The organism is Sphingobacterium puteale (assembly GCF_003627955.1).
Classification (GTDB): Bacteria; Bacteroidota; Bacteroidia; order Sphingobacteriales; family Sphingobacteriaceae; genus Sphingobacterium; species Sphingobacterium puteale.
In genome coordinates, this window is record NZ_RBWS01000005.1 from 320,596 (window position 1) to 339,881 (window position 19,286).

Here is a 19,286-nt window from a genome sequence, read left to right on the forward strand (position 1 = left end):
CCTTTAAAATTAAAATAATGATATTTAAACAGGCTAACGCACTGATTCAAAAACAGTAAACAAAAGTCCGCTTGTATTTATGCTCCCACATAACGATCGAAACGCCCTTGGAAATACACATCAATCCTGCCCATTTCCATAAAGGGTTTCTGAAAGAACCTGTAAGTAGCTATCCGCTTCTTCAAAACGTTTGAGTTCGATCTCATAAGACGCTATCACAGGCTCAAGCGATGCTTCGCCTCCCTTAAAATCGATGTAAGCCATCACGGTATCACCACCCCACATCCAGTCAAAGATCAATGCAAAACCGGTCTGGGTATAGCTGCCCAGTTGTTTAAAAAGAGCCAGCATCGGCAGTATTTCGTGATAGTTTTCGCTGAAATGGAGTGCTGCAAAAGTCCAGCGCTGATCGGTGTCATCATACTGCTCCATAGCTCCGTAAGATGCCGTATTGAGCAAATCATCCAAGACATCACGGATACACTGTCTGGAATAGGTCGGGATGGTTTCCAAGTCAGATTTATTATACATCTGGCGGCTTTCCCACCATTGCAACCAATTCTTATCAATAGCTGCCTGCATTGGCCTCGCTGCGAAAAAAGCGTTTAATCTTTCTTTTTCAATTTGAATGCTAATATAGAGCGTATCCAATTCCATACATGTATTTAAATTATTCCATTACTCTAAAAATATTGCTTAAATTATGAATAAGCTTTATACTTAAAATAAGCAAATACCGAACTCCAAATGAAAATAATGAAAATCAAGATATTTAACAACCAATGCCAAAAAAATCAGCCTATCAGCTGACGCTGTGGATCTAGACATCAATAGATCAATGGTTGAGCAAAGGTCAATGACCTATTGATCCAAAGGTGCAAGGAGATGAGCATTGATAATAGAAATGCCGGGGGGTAAATTTCCGCGATCAAAGTCGACTATGGCTTCAAAATCGACGAATTGTAAATCAGGCAGGCCAAATATAAACCGGTAAAAAAATATTTGATCTTAATATGCACATTTGCATGTATACAACGCCGATCAAACATGAAAAAATATATTATCGTTTTTAGTCTATCATTGCTTACTATTACTGCTTCTGCGCAAAAAAAGAAGAAAAAGCAAATACCGCCGCCAAAGAAGGTGGAGCTCATCCCCGTGGTTGAACCGGTCCAGATTACCAACGGTTCGGCCGAAGATGCTCTCCCCGTGCCGATGCCCACAACCAGCCCCGTTCCTATCCTTGCCACAACCGTCGAAGGAAAAGAAATGCGTTTCAAGAATATCGAAGAACTGACAACGACAGACTTATCGAAGCTGAAAGAGCTGTCATTTCGATCGGCGGTTAGCGGCAAGTCTATCGACAGCGGCATTTTGCAGAAAATCATTGAACGCGCTACGCAACTGGAAACACTAGGGATTGACAATTTCGAGTTAGCTGTTTTTCCTGAAATCAAGACAGCTCATCATCACCTAAAAACACTGGCACTACGACAAAACAAGCTAACATCACTGCCGGCAAGCATTTCCAATCTTACCGCATTAACAGCTTTCACCTGTGACAACCCTCTTACCGAACTGCCGCCATCATTCACGCAGCTCAAAAACTTGAAAGAACTTGGACTGAACGACCACCTATTTACTGCCTTTCCAGCAGAAATCTTTAGCCTGAGCCAACTTTCCATGTTATATATGTCGGGCAATTACAAAAGTGAAACGAAACTGGGGAAACTACCTGACCTGTTTCAGCAACTGCCTGAACTAAAAGAGCTGGGTATACAAAATGCAGGACTTTCCTCATTGCCCAGATCTATCGCGACACTAAAAAAATTGGAACACGCAAGTTTTTCCAATAATCAATTTAAGTCGTTTCCCGAAGTACTGGCTTCAAATCCCAGGCTGGTCTATGTGCCCTTTACCAATAATCCCTTACAATGGGAGCCATTCCTGGCGTCCATCAAAAAAATACAATGGCGAGGACTGTTCTTCCTATACGAAACAGGATTTACAAAAAAACAGTACGAACAGCTTCAGCAGATCCTGAGCAAAATCGATGTGTATTACGACGGTATGAATGACTAAGACTTAGCGGATCTTTCAACGGCCTCTTTGGGCAGTCTGGTCGCAAGTCAAACGGCCAATAATCTAATATAATGATCAATAGTGATGAATAACTCAAACGAAAATTATCTAAAAGAGACAAGGAAATTGTACGACAAAATTACGTACAAATTTCTGATGCCAGTGCTATATATAGTATTCCTGTGCGTCAGCCCGCCACCTGTTCTTATCTTTACGATAGTCCTATCCCCGCTGCTGTTTATGCTATTTTTTAACCGTAAACTCTTCAGTAAGAAGTTCGCTATTTTTTCGTTTATGATCTATTTGACCGGATCAGCTATCTATTCCTGCTTACCGTGGTTTCAATACCGGAGCTTTCTTTTTTTTCATCCCAGCTGGACGGAAGCAGAAGGCAGAATTATTGATTATAAAATCCGCTGGACGCCGACGACAAAGCAGTCCGCAGCTTCGTCTACCGCATCCATTACCTACACGTACAGGGTCGGGGACAAAGAGCGGCAAGTTTACGCTTCGGAGGCAGTAGATCGTTACTCCAATAACTTATGGAATACAGACGGCGACATCGAAGGCCATAATTTAGCACTGGACAAGCAGATAAAGGAGTACATCAACGCTAAAAATTATAAAATACTGATCAACAGAGCAAATGATTCCAGACTATTTATTCCTTTGGACTATTTTAGCTTTTGGGGCGCTCTCCCCCTTCAGATTATCCTCATGCTTCTAAAAATCATCGTAGCATTGGCCATTATTATTTCGCTGCCTTATAGCTATGCATATGTACTTGAGCGCATAAAGGAAAATCAGCGAAGAAAATATTGATGCCTCCGGTTGATCCCAACACGACTATCTAAGTCTAATTTTCTACCAATTCAAAAACCTAGCATATTTTCCTATATTGATACAATGCTCCAAGAGCTCCTGTTATGTCATTTGCTTAATACATATTAAATCACTATCGCTTCTTCTGCGCAGAAAAAAGAAAAAGTAAATTATAACCTCAGCCAATCAACTACGATTTAAGATCGAGGCCAGGACTTCTTCCTTTAGATTTCGGGCTATCGGAATTTTATAATCCGCGATGTGCAATTGATTTCCCTCTATGATCGCTATTCTATTCTTGTTGACCAGATAAGATCGGTGGCACGATATAAAAGTATGTGTAGGCAACGAGGTCATCATCTGTTGGAGCGTGCAATAGGTAATTTCACGAGAATGCATAGTCTGCACAATCACATAGTTACCCATACTCTGAACGAATAGGATATCTTGAAGAAAAATTTTCTTCAATCGTTTATCCACTTTAAGAAAGATATGCCCCTCTTGAAAATTTGTCGGCATGCCAGTCGGCAAACCAGCTAAGCTGAGCACATCGAAGGCCCGGTTGGCCGCCTTAAAGAACCGTTCAAAGGGAACTGGCTTCAACAGATAATCGATAATCTCCAACTCATATCCACGCAGTGCATACTTTTCGTAGGCAGACACAACGATAACCTTAGGCGGGTTGTTCAGGCTTGCAATATAATCCAGGCCCGAAATTTCAGGCATTTCGATATCAAGAAAAATAAGATCAATGGGATGCGAACGAAGGTACTGACTCAATTCGATAGCGTCCTCGCACTCAACAACAAGTTTCAAAAAGTCTATTTTCTCTATATAGGATGCAATTCCCTTACGCGCGAAAGGCTCATCATCAACTATAGCACATTTGATCTCCATCATATCGATTAAATACATATTATTAATTCCGCCAAAAAATTCCCTCCATCAACCTGTGTATTCAGGGTATGGCGCTGCGGATATAGCAATGCCAACCTCTTTTTCAGATTGGAAAGTCCTGCCCCGGACTCAGCTATTTCAGCCAGCGAAATTGCCGGCTTTACGGAAGCTGCATCGGATAAACTGTTTGAAATGCTAAAGCATATTTTAGTTCCTTGGCGTTTGAGGTGGATAGCTATCGCGTACTGCCCCCGCACATATTTAAATGCATTTTCGAGCAGTGGCTGAAAAAGTAAGGGAAAAATTGTTACCCCTGTCCAATCCTCATCAATATCTGTATGTACTGTCAATCTTTCGGTCAACCGCTGCTGCTGAAAGGCTATATAAGATTTTAAAAATGCAAGTTCCTGGTCCATGGATACCTTTTCATCCACATTGTAAATCTGGTAGCGCAATAGTTCCGAAAGCTGTTCGACACTTTTTTTTGCCAACGTATTCGACTCATCAATCTGAAAATATACTGTGTTAAGGGCATTAAAGAGAAAATGTGGATGATATTGGCTTTTCAGCAATTGCAATTCGGTATTCAATTTATCCGCTTTGATCTTTTCGACATAGATACGATTGTTCGCCATATTCTTATGTATATACTCGTTCCGCAACAACATGTAGTAAAGTAGAAACAATGGAATATAAATCGCATTAACCAGCATATAATCTATATACCCATCGCCCATGTAGATCCAGCCGAAATGTTCGGTGACAAATACCGCCGGATTAAATATCAGAGCGATTTGCACAATAGCAATCATATACTCCAGTGGTACATTTGGCGTAATGGTAGGCATAGCAACAAAGATCTTGTCAAGTCTCCGCCGCCACAACATTGTCATCACATAACAAAAAATCACAGAGATAAGAAGTCCTACGGAATGGATCTTAATCCCCCCTGACCAAAATTCATCTTTCTTGGTTAAATCGGTCACGACACGTAAAATATTGAACGAAGCGATTCCCCAAAGTGCCGGGCCTAGATAATGTATGGGATTTTCTCTTAATTTTGAAATGCTGGCTATCATGACATCAATAATTGATCCTGTTATTTTCCTCCAAGCGGTCATTGGCAGGAGCATTCTTAAGATTACTTTTCTTTCCGCGATGTAGCCTGTAAGAAAGATTGATCCCCACCGCTCTACTATCGTATGACTCTCGGTACTTCCCTTCCATGAAATCGCTACTAAAAGTTATTTTAGGTCGGTTGGTCCTGAAAAGGTCATTGGCATAAATATACAAAGTAAATTTATCTTGCAAGAAGGTTTTGCGCAAACCGGAATTGACGGACCACAATGATGCAATGCTAGCCTGTCCTTCTGCAGTGGACCCATTCACAAAACAGTTGACATCCAGCTTTATTTTAAAAGGCAGTTTTATATTATTTTGCAATTGCAGAGCAGGAGTCAGTTGCCTGTTATGATAGACATCATTTGCCGTCACCCATTCAAAATACCTATAGATGAGATTGCCATTTGCCTGTATGTTCCAATTTCGCATAGGGGAAATACTGGTCGCATTGATCCGCAATCCAATACTAGATGCGTGCTCCAGGTTGATAGGCATTACTACGGTCCGCTTGTTCCCGTCCAGGTTGTAGCTCTTGCTGATCGCATCTTGTCGTAGGCTGTAGAACATGCGGAAGGAATAGGAATTTTTAAATAACCAAGTAAGCTCCATTTTATGGACAAATTCGGGCTTCAACGCAGGGTTTCCTTTTTCATATAAATAAGGATCGTTGACTTCAACAAAAGGGCTCAGGTCTTTAAAATTAGGCCGGTTGACCCTCCTGTGATAATTGATCGAAAGCTTTTGTTTATTATCCAATGCATAGGTCATTGTCAGGTTCGGAAAAAAATTTTTGTATGATCTTACAATAGTAAGATCTGTACCCAGACCATTTGCTGTTCCACTATGAAAAGCCGCAGCCTCATAACGCAGCCCCAGATCCATCCGAAACAACGCTGAAGGGCTGTATCCCACTTGCATAAAAAGCGCCTTTAGACGTTCTTCATGATCGAAAGCATTTGTCAGATCGGGACGTTCCTGCCAATCGCTGTTATCCGATTGTTGAAACAATGAGCTTGTACGCATGTCAACCTGCGTAAATTTTCCACCAACGGAAGCCGCGATATCCGGCCGGATGTCCAGCATGTATTTCGACTGTATCGTCGTGATATTTACCTTACCTCCACTCTTGCCTCTGAGTTCCTGTGGCAGGGATACCGGTGCTCCGTCCCCTATAAATTTATCCAACAGCTGATGTTGCGTTTCAGCTTGTTTAACCTGTTGCAGGTCAAGATAATTTTCCCATTTTGATCCACCAACAAGCTGTACGGTAAAGTGAGCTCCGGTACTAAAATTTTTAAAGTTATGTCGTAAACCATTGCTTGTAGCAATGATAGAATCCGCCTGCGACCGGCTGTAAAAAAAAGCAGAACCAACAGTTTCCTCTTTCGTTCTTTCCTGATCGGAGAGAAGCAGATAGGTGCCCATTTTAATTTTATCATTTGGCCTATAATCGAGCGTGCCGTTATAATAATGATTGCTATATTTTTTCTTTCTAATCGCATCCATATCCAAGCTTAGCATTTTATTGGCCGTATGGATAGTATTACTGAGATACCGGGTTGAATTGACATCCACCAAATCACTTCCATTTGCATAAGCGTAGGTATTTGAAATATCCAATTTACGCAGGTTGGCCGCGACAGTTATATTATGGTAGTTCCTGTTATATTTACCTTGTTCGGCATTGGTCGAAAGAAAAACATTTAGGCCATTTGAAGTACGGTTACCCCGTTTTAGATTGATAAACCGGGCTTCACCGTTGGCATCCATTCCAGCATCTGGCTGTGTAATAAGTTCGACAATATCAAGGGATGAGGCTGGCATGGAACTCAAAAAATTAATTAGATTTTCACCATCAATAAAATTTGTCTTGCCGTCAATCAGCAGCTGTACACCCGCTTGTCCGTTCAAACTTATCTTACCGTTTGGTAAAATAGTAACTCCCGGCATTTTCCGCAGTAGTTCCAAAACACTGCCCGACGCACTCATTGTATTTTTATTCACCTGATAACTCAGCTTGCCAGGAACAATTTTAATCGGATTGAATCGTCGTGACACTTCGACCTCACTCAGCTTTATATTCTTATTGGTCGTTGTATCCTGTAAAAAATAGCCTGTCTCTCCATGAGCTGCGCCTGAAGCAAATAGCATAATGGCAAACTGCATATAACTGAATTTTCTAGTCATTATTCGTGTGCTTTAATTGACTACGAATGTATTTGCTTAGCAGCGTTTGCCTAAATAATTTATTTGAACGGTAATTTCTGCGGGATGAGTGGTCGCTTTTCCCTATGGTATTATACTTTTATAACCTTTATAATTAAATACAATCATAAACAAATATACCACATCGGACTTATTGGCAAAAGGTGTGACCGACAACAGCATATCTTCCATTAAAGTGGGCGCCAATGTTAAAGTCACGTTATACAACGGCAATAATTTTACCGGCGATAGCCTCGTCGTCACCTCGTCGTCTTCCTACCTGTCAACTTTCAACGATAAGGTTTCCTCCATGAAAATACAAAACCGTTAGAGAAGGCCGAGCGCTACAATGAATAAATTAATTCTTAATAACATAAAAACAATCCTGCTGCTGCTATTTGCTGTGGCGGGATTGAACCTATCAGGCCAGCCCGCCCCCTCATTTACCGAAGGCAAATTTGGTCTCTTTCTCCATTGGGGGCTCTATTCCCAGACGGCGGGAGACTGGAATGGGCATCCCACCAAAGGCGGCGAGCATTTTATGCTCTATGAGCGGATCCCGGTCAAAACCTACGCAAAGATTGCCGACCAGTTTAACCCGACGGCCTTTGATGCTGACCACTGGGTGCAGCTGGCTCATGATGCCCCTCCACGCACGCTATCGAAATGAAGAGGGTAAACAAAAAGCCACATCTCCCGACGTGGCTTAAACTAAACATAAATATATGAACCATCACCTAATCTAGCGGTTCCCACTAACTCTTATTTCACATTCACATTAAATGTGAACGTCGCCTGCACGGTTTTCGTTCCTTCGTACGTATACACCAGTGCCTGCTTGATGGTGTATTGCTTTCCAGTGGTCAATGCCCCTGGATATTGACCGATGGAGAACGTAATCGTACTGGCGTTAAATTCTGAAAATAAGCCCGCATTGGCCCCCCAGTTGGTCACAGCCCCGGTAGGAGTAAACCAATGTCCGTAACCTGTGGCCGTAATGGTGGGATTTAAACTTCCATTCGGCTCCACGGCATAGAACTTAATTTTTCCGCTGCTCATCAAACCCGCCAGGTCTGCCGAAGATATGGCCAAGGCCTCCCCTAGCTGAGCTGCATTGACGCTTATCTGCGCACCCGAATACCCTGTGGCATCTGCCGGGAAGCTCAGGTCATAATTCAACGCGATATCCTTCGGCTGACTGCTCACCTCATTGTATCCTGTCGCCGTGGTACCCTGAATTTTAATTTCGTAAGGCCACTGCTCGTCATTGCTATCGTCATCATCCCAGGCATGTGGCTGGTAAACAGATGGGGCACCTGTGACAACAAACCAGAGGTTGCTGCAATTGGCCGGAACGGTAAACGCTACTGTATTCTCCGTACCTTCTGTCCTATCACCGTATACCCGCGTGCCATCTTTCAATAAAGCCACATAGCCATATCGCCATCCGGCACGGCTGGCATCCACCGGATTAAATCCAGCAGCGTTTGGCAGCCCCTTAAAAGCCACCGAAACCTTGGTTCCCGCAGCCGGCAGGTCCAGCGGAATCACATTATAACCCGTAGTGCCCGGACAACGATCATAGGCAACGCGAAGACTACCGTTGGATTGCCGCGTAAATTTGGTCGTCAGCTTACCGATATAATTCTTTCCATAGTCCCGGATGCTGTTCAGGTCCCAGGTCACAAAGCGGGTCGCCGCATCATAGATTTCATTGTTGAATTGTTTCACATCGATACCCGTTATACGCATATAGGCCTGCACCGGATCTTCAGGTTTTAAAGCCTCCCGCCAGATGCGGCCAATCATATCGATCCCATGTTTGCTGGTCCAATACCAATGGATGAAATAGCTGGCATAACGATATTTCTCGTGATGAATATGGCGATGATAATTTTCGGTATAGACGGGAAAATCGGAGCCCGAAAATGCCTGTGCGGGATACGCTTGGTAGGCCTGCCATTGCGCGGTCTGCTCCCAGAACCCGTTGCCGCTCGTTCCGCCGTAGCCGTAACGAAACCCATGCCCCCCTTTCAGATCAGCAAACACCTGATATTGAAAACTATGCCCGATCTCATGAGCAATCACAGCCCCCACAGGCTTACAGGTCGCTGGATTAATCCATAGTGCCCCGATCGTATCGTCGTAACCGCCACCATAAGCCATCCATTCTGTCGTGTAGTGCACAAAAATCATCATTTTGTATTTATCCAGATTGGATCGGTTTACTTTGCGTTCTGCAAACTTCAGCGTGCCGATGTTCAATGCGTAGAACTGTTCGGCCTTGGCCAAAAGATCATCAATATCGACCCGGTATTCTTCGGGTACAGTTTCCGAATTGGGATCGTTCTTCCCATAACTCGCCCCCCAGAACACGATAAAATGCTCCGACTGACGGCTGCGCGAATAGGACCATTTGCTCCCTTTATCGTTATAATCCATCCCTTCAAATTCCTTGGGCTTGTAAATTTGCAAAGAATCTGTCCCCACTGTAACGGGCGGCGTGGTGACCTCTTCCTCGACGGGAAGGGGTACTTCTTTTTTGCTGCATCCCTGCGAAAGAAATACAAGTGCTGAAACCAGTGTCAGCAGGACTTTATGCAATACTATACTTTTCATCATTTGCGCTTTTAATAGGTAGAGATCAACTATGTGTGACGGTCAAAAAACGGAAGCGAACGGTATAGGTACCACTTCGGTAGAATTTGATGGTCGATACCGGGTTAAGATTACGTCCCAGCGTAGTCGCCGTACCTACAATACGGTAATAAGAAATGGGATCCCCCGACCAAAATTCTGTGCCAACATAAGTACCGTTCATGATAGGATACACCAGTCCCGAAACATCTGGATAGCGATACACCAAGCCCGTATCGGTGACTTCCTCTGGATAATAGGGCGACCAATTTTTGAATGTCGGCCGGTCGCCACGCTTGATGACCTCGCCTTTTTTGGGATTGAATGGCTTGCCGTTTTTATCTTCCCATTGATATACAATTTTGTTTTCTCCTTCCGCCTGATGTTCTACAACGATCTCATAGTCTGTATAGGGTAGAAAATTGGATTCGGCACCGTAGTCCGAACTCGTGCACGACTTAAATAAAATATCTTCCTTCTTGGCACCGATAACATTAAAATCGAGGATGTTCTTAAACGTTTTCTGTCCGGCGATATTGCTCACCTCCACATCGATGGTGTACTGCCCCGGGGTCACAAATTGCGTCGCCTGTGTAAAACCCACGCGGCCACCGGTCGCATTGAGCATCATCGGCGGATATTTCGCCTTGCCGATTTTGGCCTTCAACAGATCCAGGGTGGTATCCCGCCAGGTGATCTCAGCAAGGTAGGTGGAGATCTCATGTTCTTTTGAAAATTCTGTTGAGAGCTCGCCGGTTTCCTTGTTCCGTACCGCAACCAGATTGACGGTCAACGGGGTTGTGCTTCCATTGGCAACAATGGCATCCGTGTACACTACTGCCCCCTGGTTGACTTGCAGGTTCTCCACATTATAGCGTAAATTTTCACTTAAATAACCTATTTGGTCACTCTTGCAGGAATCCAATAGTCCTAGGGATAAACCTGCTAAGCCGATTATAAAACTTCGTTTTTTCATCTGTTTTATTTTTTCATTTGTGATGAAGCTATCCGGTTGATTCAGTTTTGCAGCGGAATCAATCCAGCTAGTTTCATAATTTATTTGATCTTAACATTGAATACAAAAACAGCATTCAAATCACCCTTTGTTTTGGACTTGTACACGAGCGATTGTCGGACAGTGTAGGTACTACCCACCGTTGTTTGCCCTGGATATTGCAAAATATTGAAAGTCATCGTTGAGGTTGCCAGCTCCGATACAATGCGTGCATCGGTGCCCCATGAACAGGTTTGTCCTTTGGTATCGAACCAGTGCCCGGGAGCGTTGGCAGTACTGTTTGCATTTAAGCTGCCATCGGGCTGTACCGCGTAGTACGTGATATCCTTACCTACCAGCGCAGGTATTGCACCGCTCTCCACGCCATAAAAGCGGGCTAAACGCGGAAGCATTATGTCTACGGTCGTGCCTGTATATCCCGCTGCATCGTATTTAATGCTCAGGTCGTAGGTAAAGGTCAGCGTAGAGCCAGTCTCCACGATTTTAGGCCCCGTCAGGAGGCGCGGTACAAAATCGCCGATAAATGTATGTGTATTGGCCAATACATTCAGTGTCGTGCCGGACGCTGTTTTTATCCCCGTCGTCTGACAGAATATACGCATATCAGGCTGATCATCTTCTTTATAAGTGACGGTACCATCCGGGCTGGTTTGATCCGCTTCGCCCCGTATTTTGACGTAATACAAATAATAGAGTGCCCCAGAAGACCAAAGTGGTTTGGGTTGCTTTTGCCTATGGTAGACAAATCCGCCCACATTGGCCGCATTCTTGATTGTCGTATACGCTGTGCTGGCCGTCTCCAAATCGTAAGGGGCATCGTTATAGATGTATGCCCTGACGGAATCTACAGGAATTTCGTTCAGAAATTGGTCAAAAGAATACTGCGCATTTTCATCCACATACTTCACCGAGTCTTCTTTTTGTTTATAATAGCGGTTGACCGAATAATCCGACGGTGCCCAAAAGGTTTTCGCCTTGTTGATTTCATCTTTGAGTTTAAAATGGTCAATCACCAGCAGCAAGGTATCAAACATCCCCGCGGGATGAGCGGCCAGGTAGTCGTAAGTAGACAGATTGACTTCGGCTGTATGGAGACCGTCGTCCGTCAGATAAGCTGCTTTCTTACAACCGATCACGGTCAGTCCAAAAGCCAGCAGCAACGCAAATCGATATAAGGTTTTCATTTTTTTCAAGTTTAGTGGTTTACATATTGACAGTGCCCCAGTATGGTGTCTGATTAAGCGCAGGATTGGCTGACAACAACGATGGGTCAAATGGCCAAAGGTATTTCTTCGCGTTAAACTGCGCCTGGTTCATTTTGCTTTCCGGAAATTTATAGACGTTAAAGTGTTTATACAACCGCACCAGGTCGTAATAGCGATGGCCTTCCAAAAACAGTTCGCGCGCTCGTTCACTAAAGATGGCCTCAATAAGCGGTTCTTCGTTTGCGTAGGCAAGCAATCCCGCCTGCGTCCGGATTTCATTTAAGATGGTTTCAGCAGCACTGTTTTTGCCTGTTGCGGCCAGTCCCTCTGCCATCAGCAGCTTAATATCGGAATACCGAAAGATGATGATGTTATTTTTAAATATCGCGTTGGCATTTGACGCATCACTCGAGAACTTTACATTTGCATATTTTGTACATAGTGCATAGTTACCGCTATAAGTTATATCAAACACACTTTTAAAGCGTTTGTCGTTATTGTCTTTAAAGAGCGTTTTAATGTAATCCTGACTGATTCTTAACATCGGATCGGTGAAAATCCGAAAATAAGGTCCCGCCAGTGAATAGTACCCTATCCCCCTATTGGTCCCTTCGTTTTCACCACTCTGAGCGATCTCAAAGATACCTTCATTGGATTTTCCCTGATAGATACTGCGGTAGTTGAGGCTGTCCCTTCCCACAAAAGAATATTCGCCGCTTTCCAGTACCGATTTAGCCGCCGCTATGCATTCGGCGTATTCGCCTCTCCAGGCACTCAAGTGCGCCTGAAGGGCAAGCGCAGCTCCAGTATTTGCGCGCAATGCAAAATCATTTTGGTCGATATTGCTCCATTTCAATAACGTCAACGCTTTGGTTAAATCTGCCTGACTCTGATCCAGCACATCGCTCTCTTTGCTGGCAGGCAGATTGACCGCATCGATCGGTGCTACAGATTCGGTTATAATGGGAACAGTGCCCCATACCCGTGCCATATAGAAGTAAGCAAATGCGCGCACAAAGTATGCTTCGCCAATGTAATAATCCCGCACCGACACGTCATTAAAAGCTCCTTCGTCCATCTTAGGCAGCTTTTGGATCACCCGGTTGGCCTGGTCTATGACCTGGTAAAAGATGTCATACCGCCGCAGCTGATAAGCGGGTCGCCAAGTTTCCGAAGCTGCTACAGCCGTGTTGAGCTGCATATTGACAATTGTATTTATATCCGCGTCCGTCGAAGAAGAAATTTCGTCCGACAGCAAATCACCATAGGTGTAGAAAGCCATTCCGTTGGCCTGGTTAAGGGCCTTGCGCAGCAGTGCATACATCGCATTGGTTGCGCTATTGGCATCTTCCTGCGTTTTCCAGAAGTTCTCATCCGTTGCCGAACTGACAGGCTCAATGTCCAGAAACTTGGAGCAGCCCGAAGCGAGATACATAAAAGCACTCAGCATTAAAAACAATATTTTTCTTTTCATCTCGAAATAATTTTAAGCCACCGTTATGCGATGGAACTGACATGATTAAAAGGTAACATCCAGGCCTATAGTCCATTTCTTAGGGATCGGATATCCGTTACCCGTTGAATAACCGTTGGCTTCCACCGCTTCAGGGTCTGGCACCGACGACCATGACTTGACAGCCACATTATCCACCACCCCATACACGCGGAGCATTTTCAATTTAAGCTTCTTTATCATGGCCTGTGGGAATGTGTAACTCAGCTGAATATTTTTGAGGCGTACGAAACTGGCGTTTTCCACAAACGTGCTGTTGGCGATGTGCCAATTGTCCACCGTATTATGAAACAGCGATGGGTATTTGGTCTGATCCCCATCTTTCATCCAGAAGTCGCTGGGGTTAAAATCGCCAGCAATGGCCGAATTGGTACCCCAGGTCGAATACAGATTAGATGAACCCGCATCCTGCAATTTGTCCGACATATAACCGTTCCATAATGAGCGTCCAAATACGAAGCTCACCAGTGTGGACAAGCTAAAATTCTTATAAGAAAACTGGTTGATAAATCCGCCTACAAGGTCAGGATTTGGATTTCCCATATCAATTTTGTCGTTGTGGTCGATGGTGTAATCCCCATTCACATCCCGGCGGCGCGGATCGCCAGCCTGATATAAATTCCCCCTAAAATGCGTGAGTCTTTTTCCTGTCAAAGGATCTACAGGTACATCTGCATTGGTTGCATATACCCCATCCACATCCCACACTTTAAATGGAAAAATAGGCTGGCCTACGTTCAGTGCACGTTGCATCCATACTTCTCCCACCTGTATTTCCTGCCCACCGCCAGGAAGGCTGGTAACATAGTTTTTATTGTAAGCAATATTGAAATTGGTGGTCCACTGGAATGCTGACGAAGGAGCCATATTACGGGAAATAAGCGTCATTTCTACCCCACTGTTTCTCACGCTGATAAAATTATTGGAAACTGTGCTGTATCCTGAGGTCGCTGGCATGGTCAGATTGTATACCAGCTGTTTGGAGTCGCGCACATAAAAATCGGCAGTCACGGTAACCCGATCGTGCAAGAGGTTCATATCAAAACCGGCATTAAACTGCGGCGAGCGCTCCCATTTGATTGTCGGTGAGGTTGCCGCTGACGAATATTCAGGGGCTACGGTAGGCTTGCCATTATAGGAGAGCACCGAACCACTAATACCATTTTCCAGCACCGACCCTGCATAGGATGCGTCAAAAGTCAGTCCTGTATAGCGCGCGTAGTAAGAGCCCGGATCACGTCCGGTAACGCCATAACTACCCCTGATTTTGAAAAACGATATCGCGTTTTTGACTCCTTCAAAAAAAGGCTCCTCCGAAAGTACCCAGCCAGCGGAGATGGACGGAAAAATACCCCAGCGGTTGTCCTTGCTGTAACGCGACGAAGCATCCATCCGGTAACTTGCAGAAAGCAGGTATTTGTCCTTATAGTCATATCCAAAACGACCGAACACCGATACCCGCGAGCGCTCACTGATGGAAGTTGTCGCATAGAGATCCGGCCCGGAAGGGATCCCGGTTACGGTTTTCACATAATTTCCATTATCGTTATAGCCGGTCATCGTACTGTTATTGGAGGTATTGCGTTCAATACCCGTCCCCAACACGGCACTAATATTATGGGTATCGCGAATGCTCTTGATGTAGTTAAAATAGGTTTCCCATTCCCAACGCTTATTCTGGTTTACCCAATTCCGAGCAAAGTTTCTATTGCCTGTCAGCAGTTTGGGACGAAAAAGATCACGCGTATTGTTGTTGACATTGAACGAAAACTGCGAGCGCAGGGTCAGGCCATTGATCAGAAATTTCTTGAGTGTCCCAGCGAAGTTTCCATTCAGGCTGAAGGAGTTATCGCGGTCCATCAAACCATCGTAACGCCCCGTATAGATCTGTTGGTCTACGTCTGTAATCTGATAGAAAGAAGAAGGGAACCCCCAGGTACTAAATGGATATTTCGAGTCGTCCCCCGAACCATGTTTTGCTTTTGTAAAACCGGCAAACAAGTTGGTCTCAAATTGGAAATTGTCGGTTGGATTGGCCTGCAACATCAGACGCGGCGTCAGATTTTCATTTTCAAAGCCCATCATCACGCCCTCCTCATAGTAACGCTGTGCCGAGAAACGGTATAAAAATTTCTCCATGGTGGCACCGATACTCACATTGACATTATTGATATTGGCCGACTGCAGAAAAAGGCCCTGCCAATCGGTATTGTTGTTAAAGGCCGGATTTAAACTATCTGTCAACATGGGGCTGATGGATCCGTTATTAAACCAGTCATACGATCCACCCTGATAGAGCAAGTTCATTTTCAGCCTACGTTCTGCAGCTCCCACAGTGATCGGTTTCATGGCCGGACGGCTGGAAACCCCGTTGTAAGCCGAGATCCGTATTTCGGGTTTCCCCACTGCCGGACGTTTGGTTTTGATGATGATGACCCCATTTGCAGCACGGGCACCATAGATAGCCGATGCCGAGGCATCTTTCAGGATATCGACCGATTCGATGTCGTTGGGGTTAATGGCCTGCAAAGGACTCGCATTCCCGTAAGCCGCCTGTATGTCGCTCACATCGTAAATAATATTGTCGATCACATACAAGGGAGCCTGCAGCTGATTGTCAGCTAAGCCCAGGTTGCTCGTTCCACGTATATTGACAATGTTATTGGTACCCGGTTCGCCCGAAGTACTCAGCACCGTCAGACCGGCCACACGTCCCTGCAACATAGCGTCGAAGGTAGCGTAAGGCGTATTTTCAAAATCCTTCCCTTTTACGGTAGCGATAGCACCCGTTGTTTTGCGCCGCTGCACATCCTGGTAGCCCATGACGACTACCTCATCGAGCCCTGTCCCATCTGCTTTCATCGTTATTTGCAGCGTATTTTCGCTATCCCGTAGCTGTTTCTCCTGTCGCCCATAACCGACGGAACTAAAAATCAAGGTTGGATTTGCAGATTTGAGCTTTAAGGTAAATTTCCCATCAGCACTCGTTTTGGTCGCATTGTTAACGCCTTTCTCCAAAACACTCAGGTCAGACAAAGGTGTTCCTTTTTCGTCTTTAACGATCCCCGTGACCGTTCTCTGTTGTTGCGCATAGAGCTGTTGACCTATCAACAGCAGCAGCATAAAAATACCCGTTAAGCATTTTTTTTGAAGATTTTCATACATAGTCATAATTTCGTTAAGCAGGTGTTCAGTTTAGCATACTGTCAAGGACAGATCTATCCCGTCGGATAAATGCGGTTCCTTTCGAATGAAAGGCTGCTACAGCATGTTAAAAAATTGATTAGTTCTTCTTTCTGTAACAAAAATAGTACTTCGAAACAGCGGTTTTCGGTCAGATCTTACCCACTCGTTCTAATATTTTAACAAATGGAAAGCAGCTTCCGGGCTAGTATAGGGTTACAAAATAGGGCATAAAACTATTCCGTCTAACCATAACAGGAATATTTACCTGCAATCGTTAGACGGAATCGGATGAGAGCGGCAAGCGCTCAGAAAAATGAGTGAACTTCTAATAGATGGAATCAAATAGGCTACCGTCTGAATGGTTAAAAAGGCCGTTAATCGTATAGATAATTCCTGTAGTTACGGACGTATATTTTAGGCGATATGCCCAATATACTCCTAAAAACTCGGTTAAAATTGGTGATGCTATTAAAGCCCGAATCATAGGCTATTAAAGAGATCGAATCGTGCCTACCCAAACCCAATAATTTACATGCTTCGCGGATGCGCAGTTCATTTAGGTAGGCGATGAATGTTTTTCCTGTACAGTTTTTAAAATAGCGGCAAAAAGCGTGCGGCGTAAGATTTGCCTTTTCAGCGATTTCATCCAAACTGATATCCTCTTTAAAGTGCTCTTCCAAAAATTTACATAGTTTTTCAATACGGAAGGGCTTATTTATTTCCCTATTGGACAATTGCACACCAGAAAGTGGCTCAAGATCAGCGAATACTTTGCTGAGTGATTTTAACAAATAAAAGAAATTTACGAGCTGATCCAGGTAGTCAGACTTTTGCAATATTTCAATATGATAACATACCTGCTCTCGATGTTTCTGCGGGACCTTAAATCCCCGCTGACATTTATGCACAAAATCAAGCAGGTTGCGGAGTTCGGGCATCCTGGCCATGGTAGACAATGCTCCTTTGGTGCTAAAAAATAAAGAAATAGAACGTACGCATTCCCCTGCAATGAAACTTCTAAATACATGGGCTTGATTTGTCCCCAAAAGAAAAATGTCACCAGGCTGAAATTCATGTACATTATCGTCCACGAGTAGCTGGCCGATACCTTCCTTGATCCAGATTAATTGATATTCCTCATGACGATGCATATAAGGATAGAACTTATCCAGTACATCTTCTTGAATATAGATAGATTTGTCCTCAGGGGCAGGAACTTTAAATTGAACTGGCTTCATAACAATTTAGATTTAAATAAATGTCAATATGACATTAAATATACACAAGCCAATTCGCCGTTGCAATACTTAAACAAAAGAGGTTAAAATACGGTGATATAAGGTTATAATATGCACATGAATCTGCTGGGCTTAGTATAATTGACTGCCAACATACTACATATCGAATTTGCGAAAATAAAATATGTAAAATCCAGCAAGCAATGGAAGCTATATTGGCGATGGGCGAAACCTACCGTGAGGCATTATTCTTTCGAAGAAGACTGTACGACCTTTGGTTTAACGCCGAAATGCTTCTTGAAACTCGCTGAGAAATGTGCAGGATTGTTATAACCTAAAAAGCGTGAAATTTCATTTATTGGCCGATCTCCCTGTGTAAGCAGCCTCTTAGCTTTTTGCATTCTAACTTTGGTAACATGGCCATAAATGGTCGTTCCATAGCATTGTTTAAAATATTTCTTTAAATAGTTTTCATTCGTTCCCAATTCGGACGACAATTGCGATAAAGATGGCGGATCAGTTAATCTGCTCTCCACTATATTTTTTGCTTCGGCCATAAGTTTTTTCATTTCCGGGCTCAGGTGATTACCGGTCCTGGCAACCCTATTGCCAAACCTGTGCTGGTCGAATGTCCGCGCCAGCAGCTCCAGGAGCTTGCCAAAACAAAACAAGGGATTCCATTCGTTATCAAGCTCCGGATTAAGCAATTCCGCTATAATTTTCTTCTGCTGATCACTGATCAATATGGAATCTTCAAACAGCGTACCCGTTCGTGACTTTTCCAGAAGTCTGCGTAACTTAACCCGAAATGAACTGTCTACGGGCAAATAGGTCTCAAACAAGGAGATTGGCATATTGATTTCAAAAAAACTTTCTGCCGGGCGGCGATGCCATAACCCTAAAATCTGAGGTGCCGCAAACAGGTAACTTTGGACATGCCCGGGTGAACAACTCCCCAACAGATCACCGTCCACGTAGTACTGCCGGTCGCTATTTAAGGCGAAAAAAACATGAATGTAAGGAACCGCATTGTCAATACAGATATAACCATCACTGGGAGATGTCAGCTCTGAATGCATCATATGAATCCCCTGAGGCATGATGATCTCGGAGATCTCCATTTGCGAAGAATATTGCTCCAAGGTGTTTTGCCGAAACTGAAAAGGCTCATTCATAAATGTTCGGATATCAAACGAATAGCGGGGCGGCGCATAGGCCATCTCACGCGCTACCTGCTCATCCAAAGACCATGATTCCTGCAGATAAGAATTATTGGATAAGACTTTTTCTAAACTATCTGTGTACATGCCGACCTATGAAATTCCCGAATTGCATATTTTTTCTCCCCCAAATATAAGTTTAAT

The 19,286-nt window shown here is 44.0% G+C and carries 16 protein-coding genes; 5 read left to right on the top strand and 11 right to left on the bottom strand.

Annotation, left to right across the window (positions count from 1 at the left end; genetic code table 11):
• Positions 1-120: 120 nt before the first annotated feature.
• Positions 121-657 carry a hypothetical protein gene (locus D7322_RS06830; protein WP_121122560.1) on the bottom strand — a complete coding sequence of 179 codons (537 nt, stop codon included), beginning with the start codon at positions 655-657 and terminating at the stop codon, positions 121-123.
• A gap of 390 nt (positions 658-1,047) precedes the next feature.
• Here D7322_RS06830 and D7322_RS06835 point away from each other — a divergent pair, with 390 nt between their 5' ends.
• Complete coding sequence (locus D7322_RS06835) at positions 1,048-2,082, top strand: leucine-rich repeat domain-containing protein (RefSeq protein WP_121122562.1); 1,035 nt, start codon at positions 1,048-1,050, stop codon at positions 2,080-2,082.
• 84 nt (positions 2,083-2,166) lie between these two features.
• Positions 2,167-2,904 carry a hypothetical protein gene (locus tag D7322_RS06840; RefSeq protein WP_147430309.1) on the top strand — a complete coding sequence of 246 codons (738 nt, stop codon included), beginning with the start codon at positions 2,167-2,169 and terminating at the stop codon, positions 2,902-2,904.
• A 186-nt stretch (positions 2,905-3,090) separates the two neighbouring features.
• On the opposite strand, the gene D7322_RS06845 is transcribed toward D7322_RS06840, so the two are convergent.
• From D7322_RS06845 to D7322_RS06855, 3 genes are read right to left on the bottom strand one after another with little or no spacing between them, the layout of a single operon-like run.
• On the bottom strand, positions 3,091-3,804 hold the full coding sequence (locus D7322_RS06845) for a LytR/AlgR family response regulator transcription factor (protein WP_220700028.1): 714 nt from the start codon (positions 3,802-3,804) through the stop codon (positions 3,091-3,093).
• A gap of 5 nt (positions 3,805-3,809) precedes the next feature.
• Positions 3,810-4,880, bottom strand: a complete 1,071-nt coding sequence (locus tag D7322_RS06850) for a sensor histidine kinase (RefSeq protein ID WP_183078624.1) — start codon at positions 4,878-4,880, stop codon at positions 3,810-3,812.
• Positions 4,881-4,884: 4 nt separating this feature from the next.
• Positions 4,885-7,110: a TonB-dependent receptor domain-containing protein gene (locus D7322_RS06855; protein ID WP_121122567.1), complete on the bottom strand. Its 2,226-nt coding sequence runs from the start codon at positions 7,108-7,110 to the stop codon at positions 4,885-4,887.
• A gap of 172 nt (positions 7,111-7,282) precedes the next feature.
• Between D7322_RS06855 and D7322_RS28405 the strand changes: the two genes are divergently transcribed.
• Positions 7,283-7,459, top strand: a complete 177-nt coding sequence (locus tag D7322_RS28405) for a hypothetical protein (RefSeq protein WP_183078625.1) — start codon at positions 7,283-7,285, stop codon at positions 7,457-7,459.
• Positions 7,460-7,477: 18 nt separating this feature from the next.
• Positions 7,478-7,798, top strand: a complete 321-nt coding sequence (locus tag D7322_RS06860; RefSeq protein ID WP_121122569.1) for an alpha-L-fucosidase — start codon at positions 7,478-7,480, stop codon at positions 7,796-7,798.
• Positions 7,799-7,890: 92 nt separating this feature from the next.
• Here D7322_RS06860 and D7322_RS06865 read toward each other — a convergent pair whose 3' ends face one another.
• From D7322_RS06865 to D7322_RS06890, 6 genes are all read right to left on the bottom strand, one after another.
• Positions 7,891-9,750 (bottom strand): DUF4859 domain-containing protein, encoded by a 1,860-nt coding sequence (locus D7322_RS06865; RefSeq protein ID WP_245971275.1) that lies wholly within the window; start codon positions 9,748-9,750, stop codon positions 7,891-7,893.
• 22 nt (positions 9,751-9,772) lie between these two features.
• Positions 9,773-10,741, bottom strand: coding sequence for a hypothetical protein (locus D7322_RS06870; protein ID WP_121122573.1), 969 nt, complete (start codon positions 10,739-10,741; stop codon positions 9,773-9,775).
• An 80-nt stretch (positions 10,742-10,821) separates the two neighbouring features.
• On the bottom strand, positions 10,822-11,964 hold the full coding sequence (locus D7322_RS06875) for a DUF4859 domain-containing protein (RefSeq protein ID WP_121122575.1): 1,143 nt from the start codon (positions 11,962-11,964) through the stop codon (positions 10,822-10,824).
• A gap of 19 nt (positions 11,965-11,983) precedes the next feature.
• Positions 11,984-13,459, bottom strand: coding sequence for a RagB/SusD family nutrient uptake outer membrane protein (locus D7322_RS06880; protein ID WP_121122577.1), 1,476 nt, complete (start codon positions 13,457-13,459; stop codon positions 11,984-11,986).
• Positions 13,460-13,504: 45 nt separating this feature from the next.
• Positions 13,505-16,663 carry a SusC/RagA family TonB-linked outer membrane protein gene (locus tag D7322_RS06885; protein ID WP_183078626.1) on the bottom strand — a complete coding sequence of 1,053 codons (3,159 nt, stop codon included), beginning with the start codon at positions 16,661-16,663 and terminating at the stop codon, positions 13,505-13,507.
• 395 nt (positions 16,664-17,058) lie between these two features.
• Positions 17,059-17,922 carry an AraC family transcriptional regulator gene (locus tag D7322_RS06890; protein ID WP_121122581.1) on the bottom strand — a complete coding sequence of 288 codons (864 nt, stop codon included), beginning with the start codon at positions 17,920-17,922 and terminating at the stop codon, positions 17,059-17,061.
• Positions 17,923-18,063: 141 nt separating this feature from the next.
• On the opposite strand from D7322_RS06890, the gene D7322_RS29230 reads away from it, so the two are divergent.
• Positions 18,064-18,255, top strand: a complete 192-nt coding sequence (locus D7322_RS29230) for a DUF3024 domain-containing protein (RefSeq protein ID WP_121122583.1) — start codon at positions 18,064-18,066, stop codon at positions 18,253-18,255.
• On the opposite strand, the gene D7322_RS06900 is transcribed toward D7322_RS29230, so the two are convergent.
• Positions 18,168-19,229, bottom strand: a complete 1,062-nt coding sequence (locus tag D7322_RS06900; protein WP_121122586.1) for a helix-turn-helix transcriptional regulator — start codon at positions 19,227-19,229, stop codon at positions 18,168-18,170. The genes D7322_RS29230 and D7322_RS06900 overlap by 88 nt on opposite strands.
• Positions 19,230-19,286: the final 57 nt, after the last annotated feature.

Bases quoted from the DNA above. Each gene is read 5' to 3' on its own strand.
- D7322_RS06830 (WP_121122560.1), bottom strand. From the start codon at position 657: ATGGAATTGGATACGCTCTATATTAGCATTCAAATTGAAAAAGAAAGA.
- D7322_RS06835 (WP_121122562.1), top strand. From the start codon at position 1,048: ATGAAAAAATATATTATCGTTTTTAGTCTATCATTGCTTACTATTACT.
- D7322_RS06840 (WP_147430309.1), top strand. From the start codon at position 2,167: ATGAATAACTCAAACGAAAATTATCTAAAAGAGACAAGGAAATTGTAC.
- D7322_RS06845 (WP_220700028.1), bottom strand. From the start codon at position 3,804: ATGATGGAGATCAAATGTGCTATAGTTGATGATGAGCCTTTCGCGCGT.
- D7322_RS06850 (WP_183078624.1), bottom strand. From the start codon at position 4,880: ATGATAGCCAGCATTTCAAAATTAAGAGAAAATCCCATACATTATCTA.
- D7322_RS06855 (WP_121122567.1), bottom strand. From the start codon at position 7,110: ATGACTAGAAAATTCAGTTATATGCAGTTTGCCATTATGCTATTTGCT.
- D7322_RS06860 (WP_121122569.1), top strand. From the start codon at position 7,478: ATGAATAAATTAATTCTTAATAACATAAAAACAATCCTGCTGCTGCTA.
- D7322_RS06865 (WP_245971275.1), bottom strand. From the start codon at position 9,750: ATGATGAAAAGTATAGTATTGCATAAAGTCCTGCTGACACTGGTTTCA.
- D7322_RS06870 (WP_121122573.1), bottom strand. From the start codon at position 10,741: ATGAAAAAACGAAGTTTTATAATCGGCTTAGCAGGTTTATCCCTAGGA.
- D7322_RS06875 (WP_121122575.1), bottom strand. From the start codon at position 11,964: ATGAAAACCTTATATCGATTTGCGTTGCTGCTGGCTTTTGGACTGACC.
- D7322_RS06880 (WP_121122577.1), bottom strand. From the start codon at position 13,459: ATGAAAAGAAAAATATTGTTTTTAATGCTGAGTGCTTTTATGTATCTC.
- D7322_RS06885 (WP_183078626.1), bottom strand. From the start codon at position 16,663: ATGTATGAAAATCTTCAAAAAAAATGCTTAACGGGTATTTTTATGCTG.
- D7322_RS06890 (WP_121122581.1), bottom strand. From the start codon at position 17,922: ATGAAGCCAGTTCAATTTAAAGTTCCTGCCCCTGAGGACAAATCTATC.
- D7322_RS06900 (WP_121122586.1), bottom strand. From the start codon at position 19,229: ATGTACACAGATAGTTTAGAAAAAGTCTTATCCAATAATTCTTATCTG.